This is a genomic window from Shewanella sp. cp20 (genome assembly GCF_000832025.1).
Lineage (GTDB): Bacteria > Pseudomonadota > Gammaproteobacteria > Enterobacterales > Shewanellaceae > Shewanella.
Genome location: NZ_JPII01000050.1, coordinates 23,987 through 40,328, shown reverse-complemented (window position 1 = coordinate 40,328; position 16,342 = coordinate 23,987). Strand labels below are relative to the sequence as shown.

Here is a 16,342-nt window from a genome sequence, read left to right as displayed (position 1 = left end):
TTTGTTTATAATGGCAACATTATTTTAATAAACATCAATTGAAAAGAAGTCATCATGCTCCCAAAGTTATCCCATCAACAGACCCTAGAGCCTGTTTACTTGGCGTATCTCGACGCCCTTGCTCAGAGCAATTATTGTGGCGACATAGATAAGCGTTACAGTGCGCGTCTCGCCCAGGCAACGGATAACTCTGTGTACCAGTTTCTGCCACAGGCGGTCCTATATCCTAAGACTCAGGCCGATGTCAGGCTGATCATGACCCTGGCGACCAAGCCAGAGTTTGATAAGGTGGTCTTCAGTGCGCGTGGTGGCGGTACCGGCACTAACGGTCAGGCGCTGACCCATGGTTTGGTCTTAGATCTGTCCCGTTACTTCAATCAGGTGATCGAGATTAACGAGAAAGAGCGCTGGGTGAGGGTGCAGGCTGGGGTGGTCAAGGATGCGCTAAACGATGCGCTGCGCCCCCATGGCTTCTTCTTTAGTCCGGATCTCTCAACTTCTAACCGTGCGACCATGGGCGGCATGATCAACACCGACGCCTCGGGCGCAGGCTCGCTGGTGTATGGCAAGACGTCGGATCACGTGCTCGAGCTGACCAGCGTGCTGCATGATGGCAGTGTATTGGAAACCAAGCCACTAGACCTGCAATCGCTTGAGGCGCTCGACGCGCTCGAATCGCCCAGTTTAGGGGAGGCGCTGCAACGTGATATTGCAGCCATGACCCGAACCCACCGCGACGAGGTGGAGAAGCGTTTTCCCAAACTCAATCGTTTCTTGACCGGTTATGACCTGAAAAACGTCTGGAACGCGGCATTCGATGAGTTCAACCTGTCGCGTATCCTCACCGGCTCTGAAGGCACTTTGGCGGTGATCACCGAGGCCAAGCTGGACATTACGCCACTGCCTAACACCCGCATGATGGTCAACATCAAGTATGACTCTTTCCAGTCTGCGCTGCGCCATGCCCCGGACTTGGTTAAGGCCAAGGCGACAGTGGTAGAAACCGTGGATTCCAAGGTACTGAATCTGGCCAAGCAGGATATCATCTGGCATTCGGTGTCATCGCTGATCGAAGAGGTGCCAGGTGCCTCAATCGATGGCCTTAACATGGTGGAGTTTGCCGGTGAACCAGAGGAGGTCGAAGGGAAGGTTAAGCAGCTGCAGGCGATGCTAGATACTCAGCTAGCGGACAACCAGGCTGGCCTGCTGGGTTATCAGGTTACCGCCGATAAGGCGAGCATCAACACCATCTACGCCATGCGTAAGAAGGCGGTGGGACTGCTGGGCGCGACCAAGGGAAGCCGTAAGCCTATCGCCTTTGCCGAAGATACCGCGGTGCCGCCAGAGAAGCTGGCGGATTTTATCATGGAGTTCAGGGAACTGCTCGACAGTCATCAGCTGCAGTATGGCATGTTCGGCCATGTGGATGCAGGTGTTTTACATGTGCGCCCGGCGCTGGATATGTGCGACCCGCAGGATGAGCGACTGCTCAAGACGGTATCGGATCAGGTGGCGGCCTTGACCCTCAAGTATGGCGGCCTGATGTGGGGTGAGCATGGTAAAGGGGTGCGAGGCGAATATGGCCCGTCGGTCTTCGGCGAAACCCTGTTTGGTCTGCTCGAAGAGGTGAAAGGTTATTTCGATCCGCATAACAAGCTTAATCCGGGTAAGCTGGTGGCGCCCAAAGGCAGTGGTCCGCTGCTCTATAACGTCGACAGCGTTAAGCGCGGCGCTTTTGATCGGCAGATCCCGGTTACAACCCGTGAGGCTTTCCCCGATGTGATGAACTGTAACGGTAATGGCCTCTGTTTTAACTACAGTGCCTATTCGCCTATGTGTCCCTCCTTCAAGGTGACCGGAGACAGAGTGCAGTCGCCCAAGGGACGCGCAGGTTTGATGCGCGAATGGCTGCGTCTCTTGGAGGCCGAAGGGGTCGATGTCGAGGCCTTGGCGAAGGCCAAGCCCCTTGGCTGGTTGCAGCGCACCCAGAACACCCTGAAGAAAGAGCGCGAGTATGATTACTCCCACGAGGTGATGGAGTCATTAAAGGGTTGTCTGGCCTGTAAGGCCTGCTCGTCGCAGTGCCCGGTGAAGGTGGACGTGCCCAAGTTTAGGGCGCAGTTCTTTAACATCTATTACCAGCGTTATCTGCGTCCGGTGAAAGATTACCTGGTCGCGGGTATCGAGCAGAGTCTGCCCCTGATGGCCAAGATGCCCCAGGTGACTAATTTTGCCTCACAGAACAAGCTGAGTCAGTGGGTGATAAAGCAATCTATCGGCTACGTGGATGCGCCTGCGCTGTCGGTGCCGACGCTCAAGCAGCGTCTGGAGAATCATGCCTGTCGTGGCTATGATCTGAATGCGCTGCAACAGATCCCACAAGCCGAGCGCGACCAATATGTGCTCGTGGTACAGGATCCCTTCAACAGCTTCTACGAGGCCGAGACGGTTTATCACTTCATCAAATTGATCGAAAAGCTGGGCCTTAAGCCCGTGTTACTGCCCTTTAAGCCAAATGGTAAGCCGATTCATATTAAGGGCTTCCTGGATAAATTTGCCAAGACGGCTCAGTCCAGCGCCGATTTCTTAAATCAGGTGCACGCCCTGGGCATGCCTATGGTCGGGGTGGATCCTGCAATGGTGCTCTGTTATCGCGATGAATATAAAGAGATCCTGGGCGAGCGTCGTGGCGATTTTAACGTGCTGCTGGCCAATGAGTGGCTGCTTAAGGTGATTGACGCCAAGGCTCCTTTGGGTGAGGCGAAAGAGTCGACTAAGCAGTTTACCTGGTTCAGCCACTGCACCGAATCGACGGCCAAACCCAATACGGCTAAAGAGTGGCAGGCGATCTTCAGCGCATTTGGCGCCGAGCTAAGTACCGTCAGTCTGGGCTGTTGCGGCATGGCGGGCACCTATGGCCATGAGAGCGACAATCTTAAGCGCTCCAAGGCCCTGTATGAGATGTCTTGGGAGAAGGCCATAGCGTCGATGCCCAAGGAGCAGATATTAATCTCGGGTTACTCTTGTCGTAGTCAGGTAAAACGCTTCGGTGGCTTCAAGCCTAAGCATCCGGTGCAGGCGCTACTGGGTCTTATCGACCATGGCTAATAACCAGCCGGATTCGGCGTTGCAGCAATTCACGCAGGGTGTTCCCCTGTGTGATGAGGCCCCCCTGTTTCATATCGATAGCCAGGGGTGTTGGTTTTACCGAAATGAGCCGCTGCCCGATAAATTTTGTCGCCTGTTTGCCACCATTTTACATCTAACGCCTGAGGGATATCTGTTGATGACCCCGGTTGAGAAGGTGAGGGTGGACGTCGCCGAGTTTCCCTTTATTATCAATGATTATGAAGAGACACAAGATGGGAATTTTATCCTGATCAGCTCTATCGGCACTCAGTTCCAGCTGGCCGGGCGTGATGCCTTTGTGGTGGACGAGGCGGCAATATCTGTCTCCTTAGGGAGGGGATTATCGGCTAAACTTGGAAGAGCCTGTTATTATCGCTTTATCGAGCAATACCTGCTTAATCCAGAGGGCGACGTTAAGTAATGCTTAACCCTTTCTAAGATAAGACAATTGGTTTTTCGTTACGAATTAGCGTAAGCCAAGCCCTAGTTTCTTTAGGACCAGATGTTAGTATTAATGCATGACCGCTGTATCTGGAGGTGCTGATTGAAACACTATGAAAGCTTGGGATACCTGGTATCTCATCTTAATATCGAGCTTCAAAAGGCCTTGGATGAGAGGCTAAAGCGCTATGAGCTGGACATTAAACTCTGGCCTGTCCTGTTTGCCCTATGGCAGGAGGAGGGGATCACCCAGACCGAGTTGTCCAAGCGCTGTGATGTGGCTAATTACACCATGACCCGCCTGTTGGATCAGTTGCAGGTACAGGGCTATATCACCCGTCATCAGGAGGCGGACAATCGTCGCGCCTTTAAAATTTTCCTTACAGACAGTGCCAAGGCATTAGAGCAAGATCTTATCTGCGAGGCCGAACGGGTCAACGAGCAGTTTCTCGGTAATCTGTCTGAAGACGAATCCCAGCAATTTATCTACCTCCTCAATAAGATCAATGGCCTATCCTAGGGCCTAATATCTCACTCCACTCATTGCAACACATGGTAAAGCGCCGAAACCTTTAGTAATTGTGGTATTGGTGGTGAGTCTGTTCGCTGGTATCGACATCTCAAGGTGAGATGGCTTTGACTCACTTAGGGCTTGCATGCGACGGCACTATTTCAAGGAGCGTACAGGCGAATTATAGGCAAATGCAACAGGATTTAGTGGTCACTCGCTGAGAGGCGGCAATAATCGATTATCAGAGCTCCCAGGGAGCCTGTGCAGTGAAGGATAGCCAGGCACTTAGTTAGTAAGCAGGTGAGCTATGCCTTTGTGTCGTGAGCGTCAAGGGTGACTTATCATTCTCCGTGGGCTTGAATCATTATCCGTGGGCCCGAATCAGTTTATCTATGCAAGCGCATGTTAGTGTGTTCCGGATGCTGTAGGCGCCGAATAATATTGTTACTTGGGGTCACACCGCCAATAGCATGCCTAGGCTAGATACGGCCATGACTATGATGACAGATTGCAACAGCATACGACTTTGCATCAGGTTTTCCTTTCCCTGTTTGATGCTGGTGATCAGGCGGTTTTGCTTGTAGATGCGGCAGATCATCTGCTCGCTGTTGGGATCGATTAACAGTTGAAACTTACAGGGTACGCCACTGTTCAGTTTCACCTCATGTTCGCTCTTGGGGCCGAAATTAAGCTTACGCGACACCCGCTTGCCGTTAACAAATACCTGCTCAAGGCCTATCCAGTTACTGGCCTGTAACTCCACCAAATCCTGATTAAAGTGGTACTTGAAACTAATCATAATGCAATCCTAGCGAAGATGATGAGCCTCTAAGTCAAGCAGAGGAATATGACATTTTCCAGTACGCCTCTGTGAAAAATCTGTGTCTGAAAATTATCTCTTTGGCGGTAAAAGAAAAATCTAAGCAGAAAAATTTTACGGGATTTTGGTGCCTGTCGAAGGGGGATATCATTGTGCAAGATATGAATTACAGGCAATAAAAAACCACCGAACTTGTCGGTGGTTTTTCTATTCAGCAATCGTTATCTATTACTTTTCGCCATTGATGATGGCACGGGCCAGTTCATCGGCAACATCGGCAGTAGTACGGTTTTGCGCATCAGAAAGTTCGAAGATCTTCAGCAGTGTGTTGTAGATCTCTTCTACCTTGGCGGTAGACTTCTGCGCGTCATAATCTTTCTCGAACGAGACGTTGATGATACCACCTGCGTTGATCACATAATCAGGCGCATACAGGATGCCTAGCTCTTTGAGCTTCTCGCCATGGCGTAGTTCGGCAAGCTGGTTGTTGGCGCAACCTGCGACAATCTTGGCCTTCAGCAGCGGAATCGTGGTGTCGTTGATGGTGGCACCCAAGGCACATGGTGCATAGATATCGACATCCTGATGGTAGATATCTTGAGGAGCAACTACGGTAGCGCCAAATTCGGTGGCAACCTTGTCCAGTGATGACTGGTGAATATCGGTGACGATCAACTCGGCGCCTTCTTCGTGCAGGTGACGACATAGGTAGTAACCTACGTGGCCAACGCCCTGAACGGCAATCTTAAGGCCCTTGAGGCTATCCAGACCACGCTGGTGCTTAACGGCGGCCTTGATACCCAGGTAGGTGCCAAGCGCTGTAAATGGTGATGGGTCGCCGCTCTGACCTTCAAGACCCGCCATGTATGGGGTTTCCTGGTGAGCGATCATGATGTCACTGGTCGACACGCCCACATCTTCTGCAGAGTAGTACTTGCCACCCAGAGTATGAATACAACGACCGAAGGCGCGGAACAGGGCTTCACGGTTTTCAACTTTTGGATCGGCGATGATCACCGACTTACCGCCACCCATGGCCAGACCGGCGAGGGCGTTCTTGTAGGTCATGCCACGAGAAAGACGCAAAACGTCGGTCAGCGCTTCGTCATCAGACTCATAGTTCCACATTCTACAACCGCCGACAGCTGGGCCTAGGTTGGTGTTGTGGATGGCTATGATTGCACGTAAGCCACTTTCTTTATCATGACAAAATACGACCTGTTCGTGGTCATCAAATGAGATATGATTAAATACTGCCACTTTATGAGTTCTCCGCTTGGGAATTAAAACGCCGAATGCCAGAGAGGCTGCTTCGACGGCTTGTTATATTTATTGCAGAACGATAGCATTTAGCGATACTCTCAACAAAGCAAAGATTGGTATTAATTGTGATCGGCGTGGCAATTTTGCTTTCCACTTTACGTTAACGTAAAGTTGTGTGTGAGTTTTCACGCAATATGCGGCTTGCCAGCACCATTTCGCCCTTCACAGCATAACTATAACAATAGGAAGCAGTATGACGGAACAAGCAGTCGAAAACACCAAAACGCTCACTCCAGAAGAACAAGAAGCCCTGACACAACAATGGGTTAAAGAGCATTTTCAGAAGGCAAATCGCTTCCTGGCAGAAAAAGGGGTGATCCCAAGTAAAGTGATTGCCGAAGAGAGCCGTTACCTTGCGCCTTTCCTCGCGGTATGGAAGATGGAGTCTAAGCAGCCAAAGCCACAGACCTTCTGGGTGATGTCTGGCGACCTGCCTTCAGACTATGTCGATGTTAAGGTGGCCGCCACCGCTCGCGAAGCCATTCGCCATTTCTCTATGATGTGGCAACTTAAGGCGGAAAACCTGATTAAATCTGGCGCCGTAAAAGACAAGACTCAGGCGCAGTTTGCCCAGCTCTTGGTGTCACGCGCCGAGAGTCTGTATCAGATCCAAAACGACGAGAAATTGTGGAAAGAAGGCTAGGCGTTTTAAACAGCCAAAGCTTGCCACAACAGCCTTTAGCGCAATAAAAAAGCCGTCCATTTGAGGCGGCTTTTCGGTCTTTTCTGTCAATTATTTACTGGGTATCAGTTATGCCCTAAGCGCTTTTAGGCTAGGTAGGCATAACCCGAGTTGAGCAGCCAGACAAAATATTGCCCAATGGCTTGCTGCTGGCAGAGACTCAATGCCTGCTCGCCCTCGAAGCTGAACGCATCGGCTAGCAGCATAAGTTTATCATCCAACTCATCGGCTTCTTTAAAGGCGTAGATCTCGCCATTAATAAAGAGTCTGGTCTGTTTATCGCCTTCGAGGCGAATCACCTTAAGCCCGCCGATGCGCTGCAATGTTGCGCCGTCTTCTAATGCTCCCATCACCTCTTCTAGGGTGTAGTTATCTCCTTGCTCACACAGGTCAAGCTCGAAGCGGTTCTGGCTCAAGGTTTGGCCCAGTACGGTTTGGTAGTGATCGGGCTGAGATAAGATCTCAGAGACCAGAGCTAACATGCCTTGTTGCTGCTCAATACTCAAAAGGCCTGGGCTCGCCGGCTCTTGATTTGAGGTATAGCGCTTGTTGCCGCCGTTGGTGTCGATGAGATGATCGGCAATGCTGCTATATAGCTCCTGTTGGCTGGGCGCGCGAAAACCTATGGAGTAGCTTAGCGCGGTTTCCAGTGTCTCGCCGCGGGGGGAAAGCCCGGCGGGATATAGAGCATGTCGCCTGGCTCGAGTACCACATCCAGGATAGGCTCAAAATCATCGATCAGCGCCGTGTGGGTATCACCGCCGCGGGGAGCGTATTGCCCCTTGGCGCCGACTTTCCAGCGCCTTTTGCCTTCGCCCTGGAGCAAGAAGACATCATAGTTGTCGATATGGGGGCCGACTCCGCCGCCTGGCGTGGCATAAGAGACCATGAGATCGTCGAAGCGCCAGTCGGGAATGAAACGAAAGGCGTTAACGAGTGGTTCCACATCCGGGTACCAATGGTTGACGGCCTGTACCAGCAGCTGCCAGTTGGCCTCGCCGAAGGGGGCGTAATCTTCTATTGGACCTTGGATGATCTCCCAGTTGTCTTTCTTCGTCAGTACGATGCGTGAAGCGACCTCTTCTTCGCAGGCGAGTCCCGCCAGTTCATCGGGGGCGATAGGGTCTTGAAAGTGCGCGAAGGCGCCCTTGATCACCAGAGGTTGTTTCTGCCAGTGGTCGGCTAAAAATGCTTGCGTATCGAAGTTGGGAGTATACATGGGGTCGGTCGTCAGGCCTGAGTAATAGGGGGCAGTATATGCCAAAAAATAAGCTTTTTCTGAAAGCTACTTACTTAAAAAACTAGCTTTAAAAACTAGCTATTTGCTTTAAAAACTAGCTATTTTTAAACTACTTGTTGTCAAAATAATAGAGGCGGTAAGCTGCTGCCTACCGCCTCTTGTTGGGTGTTAAGGGATGATTACTTTAAGTCATCCACAAACGCTTCGGCGCGGCCAATGTAGTTGGCAGGCGTCATTTTCTTCAGCTCAACCTTCACGTCGCTTGGTAGCTCAAGATTGTCGATGAACTGCGCCAGTTGCTCGCCGTCGATACGCTTACCGCGTGTCAGCTCTTTGAGTTTCTCGTATGGCTTCTCAATGCCATAGCGACGCATAACGGTTTGTACTGGCTCGGCCAAGACTTCCCAGTTCTGATCCAGCTCTTCACGCAGGTGAGTCTCGTTGACCTCAAGCTTGCTGATCCCTTTCAGGGTTGCCTGATACGCGATGAGCGAGTGCGCCATGCCGACACCTAGGTTACGTAGCACAGTCGAGTCGGTCAGGTCACGCTGCCAGCGAGACACGGGCAGTTTAGCTGCCAGATGCTGCATCAGGGCGTTAGCGATACCCAGGTTACCCTCTGAGTTTTCGAAATCGATTGGGTTAACCTTGTGTGGCATGGTCGATGAACCGATCTCGCCGGCAACCGTCTTCTGCTTGAAGTGACCCAGGGCGATATAACCCCAGATGTCGCGATCGAAATCGATCAGCACTGTGTTGAAGCGAGCAACTGCATCGAACAGTTCGGCGATGTAGTCGTGTGGCTCAATCTGTGTGGTGTACGGGTTCCAGTTAAGGCCCAGGCTGGTCACGAAGCGCTCTGACAGCGTGTGCCAGTCAACTTCTGGGTAGGCCGACAGGTGAGCGTTGTAGTTACCCACGGCGCCATTGATCTTACCCATGATCTCGACGGCTTGGATCTGCTTAAGTTGACGCTCAAGACGCACGGCAACGTTGGCCATCTCTTTACCTAAGGTAGAGGGTGAGGCTGGCTGGCCATGGGTACGTGACATCAAGGGGACCGAACGATATTCATGGGCCAACTTCTTCACGCCGTCGACGATCTGCTGGCAGTATGGCACCAGCACCTGCTCGCGGGCTTCGCTGAGCATCAGGCCGTGAGACAGGTTGTTGATATCTTCCGAGGTACAGGCGAAGTGAACAAACTCGCCGATGGCGGTAAGTTCGCTGTTATCGGCGATCTTCTCTTTGATGAAGTACTCTACAGCCTTCACATCGTGGTTAGTGGTGGCCTCGATGGTCTTAACGCGCAGGGCATCTTCTTCGCTGAAGTTGTCTTTGATCTGGTCGAGCAAGGCCAATGCGGCTTCGCTAAAAGGAGGAACTTCTTCAATTTCTGGGCAGCTGGACAGCAGCTTTAGCCAGTTGATTTCGACTTGAACACGGTATTTGGTCAGGCCGTACTCGCTGAAAATCCCTCGCAATGAGGCGGTTTTACTACCATAACGACCGTCTACCGGAGAGATAGCAGTTAGTGCGGAAAGTTCCATTAGAAGCTCCTTTAATGAACTTAACTTATTATTTATAGGGTGAGGCTTTTCTTAGCTGTATCAACTATTGTTTTTCGCGAGAAGACAAGGTGCCTGCGCTTGCCTCCAAGTTGGCGCCACAAGACTGCGCTGCGCATGGCAGCGAGCAGCAGGGCGCGTATCTTATGTTGCACCATAGGTTGTTTCAGGTACTCGGGATTGCCCGAGATCTGTATCTTGGGGCCTAAGGTGCTGATTATATCGCTGTAGATGCCGGCGAAGTTGGCAACCACCTGCTCATCGGTAATGGCAAAGTGGTGCAGCTGGCGATGTACTTGATTGATGCGCTCGGCCAACATGCCCATGGCATTTGAGTTGCGTGATAGCTTACGCTCCAGCGCCAGGATACCGATGAGATAGCGGGTCACTTCGACATCTTTCTGTTTGTCATCGCCCAGCTGATTCAAAATCAGCTGATAACCGCGATTCAGTGCGACCTTGTCTTGATAGACATCGGCAGTGCAGTCGGGATTGGTGACCATGATGGTACCCAGACAGGCACCAAGCATCTCATCGTCAGCCTGGCCATGTCTGGCAACCTTTTGTACCTGACCAATCGCCTGCAGTATGCCGGCAAAGGCCATGGTTCTGTCGAATATCGGTTCGCTCACGGCTTACTCTCTAATCAGACTGTCTATGATGCCACCGCCCAGGCAGACCTCGCCGTCGTAAAAGACGGCAGATTGACCCGGGGTCACGGCCGCAACGGGCTCGTCGAAGAGCACCTTGATGCGATCTTCCCCTTCATAGGTGAGGGTACAGGCCACATCCTGTTGACGGTAGCGGGTCTTGACCGTGATTTTTGCGCCATCTTTTGGCCCTTTCCTGTCGACCCAGTGTAGCTGATCGGCATAGAAACCAACGGACATGAGGCGAGGGTGCTTACCCCCCTGACCGACAACCAGCACGTTGCGCTCGAGATCTTTATCGACCACATACCAAGGATCGTCATTGCTGTTCTTCATGCCGCCGATCCCCAGCCCCTTGCGTTGGCCTAGGGTGTGGTACATCAGGCCCTGATGCTCACCGATGACTTCGCCTTCGGCTGTCTCTATCTTGCCGGGTTGCGCGGGCAGGAAGGTGCGCAGAAAATCGGTGAACTTGCGCTCGCCGATAAAGCAGATACCTGTGCTGTCCTTCTTGTCGTGAGTAACCAGTCCCATCTTCTTGGCTATCTCGCGCACTTCACCCTTTTCCAGTTCACCTACAGGGAACAGGGAGCGGGCGATCTGCTCGTGGCTCAAGGTGTAGAGGAAGTAGCTCTGGTCTTTGTTGCTGTCGACGCCACGTAGCATCTGGCTTTGGCCCGAGGCATCGCTGCGGCGTACATAGTGGCCCATGGCGATGTAGTCGGCGTCTAAGATATCGTCGGCAAACTCGAGAAATGCCTTAAACTTGATCTCTTTGTTGCACATGATGTCTGGGTTAGGGGTACGGCCTGCCTTGTATTCGGCAAGGAAGTACTCGAACACATTGTCCCAGTATTCGGCGGCAAAGTTGACCGTGTGCAGCTTGATCCCGAGTTTGTCACAAACGGCTTGGGCATCTTTAAGATCTTCGGCGGCGGCGCAATACTCGTCGGTATCGTCCTCTTCCCAGTTTTTCATGAACAGGCCTTCGACCTGATAGCCCTGTTGCATGAGGAGATACGCCGAAACAGATGAGTCGACACCGCCGGACATACCGACGATCACTTTTTTACCGTTTGGATTGGGTTCGATTGCTGCCATAAATCCTAAAAACCATTAAATTCGTGTAGCTATGGTGACGTTTTCCGTGGTTGAGCAAGCTCATTTGCCTGCGCTCTTTTGCCTGCTTAGTTGAGTGCCTTATTACAAGTAAATTGCGCACTACATGCTGGGAAAACCGCCACCATAATATGCGGGGGCATATTCTATCATGCATTGTGACTTTGGGCTAACTAGAGAAAGCGGCTATTGACCACCTCTGTCGAAAAGAGTTTTCCCTGACGAAAGTCGTCAATACATTGCAATACCAAGGGGCTTCTGAGCTGCGTCTTACGCTGGGCTATCTCGTCATATGTCATCCACAGGGCGCGGCGAATAGCGCTATCTTGCGGGGTGGGCGATAGCTGCTCATTAAGGACACAAGCATAGGTGAAGCGTAGAAAGGCCAGGCCTTCATTTGCCTGAAACTGATAGATGTTGATGAGCGACCGTACCTTGATAGTCAGGCCTGTCTCTTCCCATACCTCGCGTTCGCAGGCCTGGTTTAGGCTCTCAAAGGCTTCCAGGTGACCGGCGGGCTGGTTGTAGGTGAGCTTGCCGTCGATTAACTCCTCGACCATCAGGTATTTGTCTTCACTGGCGATCACGCAGGCGACGGTGACATTGGGTTTATAACGTTCCATCTATTACCTCATTAGGATTGGGGCAGCACCTTATATTCACCGTTTGCGATCTCATCCAGGCTCCATTGACCTATTTTATAACGAATCAATCTTAGGGTCGGGTAGCCCACGTGGGCGGTCATGCGCCTGACCTGACGATTACGTCCCTCGCAGATGGTGATCGCCAGCCAGCTGGTGGGGATCTGTTTACGCTCTCTCACCGGCGGGTTACGGGGCCAGATGTTCGGCTCGTCGATGCGCTCGACCTTGGCGGGCAGGGTCGGACCATCTTTTAGGCTAACCCCCTCTCTGAGCGCTTTGAGCGCCTCATCGCTGGGAATGCCTTCGACTTGCACCCAGTAGATCTTGTCGGTTTTCTTCTTAGGCTCTGTGATACGCGATTGGAGCTGACCATCGTTGGTGAGCAGTAGCAGCCCCTCGCTGTCTCTGTCGAGTCTGCCGGCGGCGTAGACATCTTGAATCGGGATAAAATCCTTCAATGTCTGACGTCCCTGTTCATCGGTAAATTGGCACAAGACATCAAAGGGCTTGTTAAATAGCACTATAACTGGGTTTTGCGGCCTTGGCTTCGGCTTAGTCCCTGGCTTGCCTTTGGGACGGGGCTTATAGTGACCTTTAGCCTTAACGCCTTTTGCCGATGGTGCTGCCGAGCCCTGCTTGTGCTGGCGATGATTCCCCTTGGCATTGAAGTCAGGAGATTGGGAGGCAGGCGTCAGGGAGGATGGGGATTTGGACGATGTGGCGTCTTTTCTTGCGCCCCTACGTTTATTTACTGGCTGATTGGCTCCGGGTGTTTTTTGGGTCACGAGACAAACTTTTGGCTGAGTGTATGCTAATGCTGACATTGTACTGTGCATTGGCCATTAGTGGAATTTGAATATTGGCGTGAATGATTTATGATGTCGGCCAACTAAATGTGATCGATAGCAAAACGTGAACAGCTTTTGAGATGTTAAACGCGCTTTGTTTTGCATTAAATCGGTTTAAGTGTCAGGGCATGGCCCCAGGGCGTTCACCCTTACAGTTTCTCCTTTTCATGACTCGCATTCGCCATCGTAAAATTATAATAATGACATCATAGTTGTTTGATTCATAAACAATTTATTTTACAAAAACGTAGGAAGTAATAATGAACGATAATCCAACGATCATCTATACGGAGACAGATGAAGCTCCGGCTCTCGCGACCCTCTCTCTGTTACCTATTATCAAGCATTTCACCGCAGCTGCAGGTGTCGGCGTCGAGACACGCGACATCTCTTTGTCTGGACGCGTTATTGCCAATTTCCCCGAATTCTTAACCCCAGAACAGCAGATCTCTGATGCCCTTGCCGAGCTGGGTGAACTGGCCACTAAGCCAGAAGCCAACATCATCAAGCTGCCTAACATCAGCGCCTCGATCCCACAGCTGAAGGCCTGTATCAAGGAGCTGCAAGACAAAGGTTATGCACTGCCTAACTATCCTGATGAGCCGCAAAATGACGCAGAAGCCGATATCAAGGCTCGTTACGACAAGATCAAAGGTAGTGCCGTTAACCCTGTGCTGCGTGAAGGTAACTCAGATCGCCGCGCGCCAATGTCGGTGAAAAACTACGCCAAGAAGAACCCACACTCAATGGGCGCCTGGAGCCGTGACTCTAAATCTCATGTTGCGCACATGGAAGCGGGCGATTTCTATGGTAGCGAGCAATCGGTTACCATCAACGAGCCGACTAGCATAGATATCTTGTTTGAAGGTAAAGATGGCAGCGCTAAGACTCTGAAGTCAGGCCTTAAGTTACTGGCCGGTGAGGTGATTGACGCATCGACCATGAGCAAGAAAGCCCTAGTTGCCTACATGGAGCGTGAAATCGAGGCGGCTAAGGCCGAAGATGTGCTGCTGTCGCTGCACCTAAAAGCCACCATGATGAAGGTGTCAGATCCTATCATGTTCGGTCACGCCGTTAAGGTGTTCTACAAGTCGCTGTTTGACAAGCATGGTGAGCTGTTTGAAGAGCTCGGCGTGGATGTTAACAACGGTTTTGGTGACGTGTATGCCAAGATTGCTAGCCTGCCTGCAGACAAGAAGGCCGAGATTGAAGCCGATATCGCGGCTATCTACGCCGAGCGTCCAGCCCTGGCTATGGTCGATTCAGACCGTGGTATCACCAACCTGCATGTACCAAGCGATGTAATCATCGATGCCTCTATGCCGGCGGCGATTCGCTCTTCCGGTCAGATGTGGGGCCCAGATGGTAAGCTGAAGGATACTAAGGCGCTTATTCCAGATCGTTGCTACGCTGGCGTGTACCAGGAAACTATCCAATTCTGTAAAGAGAATGGTGCCTTCGACCCTACCACCATGGGCAGCGTGCCAAATGTGGGCCTGATGGCTCAGAAGGCCGAAGAATACGGTAGCCATGACAAGACCTTCGAGATCGCCGCTGACGGTGTGGTCAAGGTTGTCGATGCCGCCGGTAATCAGTTGATGTCTCACGATGTCGAAGCCGGTGATATCTGGAGAATGTGCCAGGTTAAAGATGCACCTATCCGTGACTGGGTTAAGCTTGCCGTTAACCGTGCGCGTCTGTCATCGACACCTGCCGTATTCTGGTTAGACGAGAACCGTGCCCACGACGCGCAGCTGATTGCCAAGGTCAACAAATATCTGCCAGAGCATGATACAGATGGGTTAGAGATCCACATCATGGCGCCTGTGGCCGCAACACGCTTCTCGCTAGAGCGCATCAAGCAGGGTCTGGATACCATCTCGGTAACGGGTAACGTACTGCGTGACTACCTGACGGATCTGTTCCCAATTCTTGAGCTGGGCACCAGTGCCAAGATGCTCTCTATCGTGCCGCTAATGAGTGGTGGTGGACTGTTTGAAACCGGTGCAGGCGGCAGCGCGCCTAAGCACGTTCAGCAGGTCGAGAAAGAGGGTCACCTGCGTTGGGACTCTCTAGGTGAATTCCTAGCACTGGGTGCGTCACTCGAACACCTAAGCCAGAACTATGGCAACCCTAAGGCACAGGTATTGGCCGATGCGCTGGATAACGCAATCGGTAAGTTCCTCGATGAAAACCGCTCACCATCACGTCGCGTGGGTGAGCTGGATAACCGTGGTAGTCACTTTTACCTGGCGATGTACTGGGCACAGGCGCTGGCCGCTCAGGAGACTGATAGCGAGCTAAAAGCGCAGTTTGCACCGCTAGCCGAAGCCTTGACCAGTAACGAAGCTAAGATAGTTGCCGAGTTAAATGGTGCTCAGGGTCCTGCGGTTGATTTAGGTGGTTACTATCGCCTGGATGTCACTAAGGCCGAAGCGGCGATGCGCCCGAGCGCAACGCTGAATCAGTTGCTGAGCTAATAAAAGCTAAATAAAGAGGGCGCCATGGCGCCCTTTTTTATTGCTTGTTTTAGGTGTTGATGGGCGTTTAAAAATGCAATAAAAAAGGCAGGGATAACCCTGCCTTTTTTGTTTTGGCCCCACTAACTATTTAGTGGGCGATATCGCTGACGCGTGCATCCCTTTAGGCCCCTGTTCCACCTCGAATTGGACTGATTGGCCTGCTTTTAGAGTTCGATAGCCTTCCATTTCAATGGTAGAATAGTGTGCGAAAACGTCTTCACCACCAGCTTCAGGGCAGATAAACCCGAATCCTTTGGCGTTGTTGAACCATTTCACAGTTCCGTTTGCCATACTTCCACTTCCTTCTGTTGTTTACTGACCAGTAAGATAGTAAAACTTATGAGACGGGGTAAATTCACCGCTCGTTGAACAGAATGAAACCAGTAAAAGCGGATGTCAAGACCAATTTAACAAAAAGGCAACATTTGCGTTATATTCGTCAGCAATTGGTTCTAATGGTCGGATGAGTAACAGGTTTATCCCGGCTGGTCAGCAACTTTTGGAAGAAGCCAAAACTAGAGGCTAATATTGAAATATGGGTAAAGTAGGTAATATTGAGCATATTGAAGAGCGTGCGGAAACAGAACTCATGCCGCCTTCGATGTACAAAGTGATCTTAAACAACGATGACTATACCCCGATGGACTTTGTCATCGAGGTGTTACAACTCTTTTTTAATAAAAATGAACAAGAAGCCACAGATATCATGTTGGCAATTCATCATCAGGGTAAGGGAATTTGCGGCGTTTTCCCTTTCGGCATTGCAGAAACCAAGGTCGCACAGGTAAATCAGTTTGCAAGACAAAACCAACATCCGTTACTGTGTTCATTAGAGAAAGCCTGAA

14 protein-coding genes and 1 pseudogene are annotated in these 16,342 nt (G+C 51.4%); 6 read left to right on the top strand and 9 right to left on the bottom strand.

What is annotated here, in order from left to right; all coding sequences use genetic code 11:
* Nucleotides 1-54: 54 nt before the first annotated feature.
* The 3 genes from ydiJ (at nt 55) to DB48_RS18420 (ending at nt 4,090) form a co-directional block, all read left to right on the top strand.
* Nucleotides 55-3,108 (top strand): D-2-hydroxyglutarate dehydrogenase YdiJ, encoded by a 3,054-nt coding sequence (gene ydiJ / locus DB48_RS18430; protein WP_041511656.1) that lies wholly within the window; start codon nt 55-57, stop codon nt 3,106-3,108.
* Nucleotides 3,101-3,550, top strand: coding sequence for a DUF1285 domain-containing protein (locus DB48_RS18425; protein ID WP_041511655.1), 450 nt, complete (start codon nt 3,101-3,103; stop codon nt 3,548-3,550). The genes ydiJ and DB48_RS18425 overlap by 8 nt, the downstream gene beginning before the upstream one ends.
* A gap of 123 nt (nt 3,551-3,673) precedes the next feature.
* Nucleotides 3,674-4,090, top strand: coding sequence for a MarR family winged helix-turn-helix transcriptional regulator (locus tag DB48_RS18420; RefSeq protein ID WP_041511654.1), 417 nt, complete (start codon nt 3,674-3,676; stop codon nt 4,088-4,090).
* A gap of 445 nt (nt 4,091-4,535) precedes the next feature.
* On the opposite strand, the gene DB48_RS18415 is transcribed toward DB48_RS18420, so the two are convergent.
* Nucleotides 4,536-4,880 (bottom strand): hypothetical protein, encoded by a 345-nt coding sequence (locus DB48_RS18415; RefSeq protein WP_041511653.1) that lies wholly within the window; start codon nt 4,878-4,880, stop codon nt 4,536-4,538.
* 249 nt (nt 4,881-5,129) lie between these two features.
* Entirely contained in the window at nt 5,130-6,161 is a 1,032-nt protein-coding gene (locus tag DB48_RS18410; protein WP_041511652.1) for a Glu/Leu/Phe/Val dehydrogenase dimerization domain-containing protein, read from the bottom strand.
* A gap of 256 nt (nt 6,162-6,417) precedes the next feature.
* Here DB48_RS18410 and DB48_RS18405 point away from each other — a divergent pair, with 256 nt between their 5' ends.
* The gene (locus DB48_RS18405; protein WP_041511651.1) at nt 6,418-6,867 is read left to right on the top strand and encodes a DUF4826 family protein; all 450 of its coding nucleotides are present in this window, start codon (nt 6,418-6,420) and stop codon (nt 6,865-6,867) included.
* Nucleotides 6,868-6,992: 125 nt separating this feature from the next.
* Here DB48_RS18405 and DB48_RS18400 read toward each other — a convergent pair.
* The 6 genes and pseudogenes from DB48_RS18400 to rluE all read right to left on the bottom strand — a co-directional run bounded on the left by DB48_RS18400 (nt 6,993) and on the right by rluE (nt 12,963).
* Nucleotides 6,993-8,125: pseudogene (locus DB48_RS18400) on the bottom strand (ribosomal protein uL16 3-hydroxylase).
* A 200-nt stretch (nt 8,126-8,325) separates the two neighbouring features.
* The gene (gene purB / locus DB48_RS18395; RefSeq protein ID WP_041511650.1) at nt 8,326-9,696 is read right to left on the bottom strand and encodes an adenylosuccinate lyase; all 1,371 of its coding nucleotides are present in this window, start codon (nt 9,694-9,696) and stop codon (nt 8,326-8,328) included.
* 32 nt (nt 9,697-9,728) lie between these two features.
* Nucleotides 9,729-10,346: a high frequency lysogenization protein HflD gene (gene hflD, locus DB48_RS18390; protein WP_041511649.1), complete on the bottom strand. Its 618-nt coding sequence runs from the start codon at nt 10,344-10,346 to the stop codon at nt 9,729-9,731.
* A gap of 3 nt (nt 10,347-10,349) precedes the next feature.
* Nucleotides 10,350-11,465, bottom strand: a complete 1,116-nt coding sequence (gene mnmA, locus DB48_RS18385; RefSeq protein WP_041511648.1) for a tRNA 2-thiouridine(34) synthase MnmA — start codon at nt 11,463-11,465, stop codon at nt 10,350-10,352.
* A 191-nt stretch (nt 11,466-11,656) separates the two neighbouring features.
* Nucleotides 11,657-12,106, bottom strand: coding sequence for an NUDIX hydrolase (locus tag DB48_RS18380; protein ID WP_041511647.1), 450 nt, complete (start codon nt 12,104-12,106; stop codon nt 11,657-11,659).
* 11 nt (nt 12,107-12,117) lie between these two features.
* Nucleotides 12,118-12,963: a 23S rRNA pseudouridine(2457) synthase RluE gene (gene rluE, locus DB48_RS18375; RefSeq protein WP_200890563.1), complete on the bottom strand. Its 846-nt coding sequence runs from the start codon at nt 12,961-12,963 to the stop codon at nt 12,118-12,120.
* Between the two features lie 272 nt (nt 12,964-13,235).
* Between rluE and DB48_RS18370 the strand changes: the two genes are divergently transcribed.
* On the top strand, nt 13,236-15,455 hold the full coding sequence (locus tag DB48_RS18370) for an NADP-dependent isocitrate dehydrogenase (RefSeq protein ID WP_041511646.1): 2,220 nt from the start codon (nt 13,236-13,238) through the stop codon (nt 15,453-15,455).
* A gap of 126 nt (nt 15,456-15,581) precedes the next feature.
* Here the strand turns inward: DB48_RS18370 and cspD are convergent, their stop codons facing one another.
* Nucleotides 15,582-15,788 carry a cold shock domain-containing protein CspD gene (cspD, locus tag DB48_RS18365; protein WP_011865363.1) on the bottom strand — a complete coding sequence of 69 codons (207 nt, stop codon included), beginning with the start codon at nt 15,786-15,788 and terminating at the stop codon, nt 15,582-15,584.
* A gap of 244 nt (nt 15,789-16,032) precedes the next feature.
* Between cspD and clpS the strand changes: the two genes are divergently transcribed.
* Nucleotides 16,033-16,341: an ATP-dependent Clp protease adapter ClpS gene (gene clpS / locus DB48_RS18360; RefSeq protein ID WP_011865364.1), complete on the top strand. Its 309-nt coding sequence runs from the start codon at nt 16,033-16,035 to the stop codon at nt 16,339-16,341.
* Nucleotide 16,342: the final 1 nt, after the last annotated feature.

Excerpts from the sequence above, each read along its gene's own strand:
- DB48_RS18370 (WP_041511646.1), top strand. The coding sequence starts at position 13,236 with ATGAACGATAATCCAACGATCATCTATACGGAGACAGATGAAGCTCCG.
- DB48_RS18405 (WP_041511651.1), top strand. The coding sequence starts at position 6,418 with ATGACGGAACAAGCAGTCGAAAACACCAAAACGCTCACTCCAGAAGAA.
- purB (WP_041511650.1), bottom strand. The coding sequence starts at position 9,696 with ATGGAACTTTCCGCACTAACTGCTATCTCTCCGGTAGACGGTCGTTAT.
- rluE (WP_200890563.1), bottom strand. The coding sequence starts at position 12,963 with ATGCACAGTACAATGTCAGCATTAGCATACACTCAGCCAAAAGTTTGT.
- cspD (WP_011865363.1), bottom strand. The coding sequence starts at position 15,788 with ATGGCAAACGGAACTGTGAAATGGTTCAACAACGCCAAAGGATTCGGG.
- DB48_RS18425 (WP_041511655.1), top strand. The coding sequence starts at position 3,101 with ATGGCTAATAACCAGCCGGATTCGGCGTTGCAGCAATTCACGCAGGGT.
- DB48_RS18380 (WP_041511647.1), bottom strand. The coding sequence starts at position 12,106 with ATGGAACGTTATAAACCCAATGTCACCGTCGCCTGCGTGATCGCCAGT.
- DB48_RS18415 (WP_041511653.1), bottom strand. The coding sequence starts at position 4,880 with ATGATTAGTTTCAAGTACCACTTTAATCAGGATTTGGTGGAGTTACAG.
- clpS (WP_011865364.1), top strand. The coding sequence starts at position 16,033 with ATGGGTAAAGTAGGTAATATTGAGCATATTGAAGAGCGTGCGGAAACA.
- ydiJ (WP_041511656.1), top strand. The coding sequence starts at position 55 with ATGCTCCCAAAGTTATCCCATCAACAGACCCTAGAGCCTGTTTACTTG.
- mnmA (WP_041511648.1), bottom strand. The coding sequence starts at position 11,465 with ATGGCAGCAATCGAACCCAATCCAAACGGTAAAAAAGTGATCGTCGGT.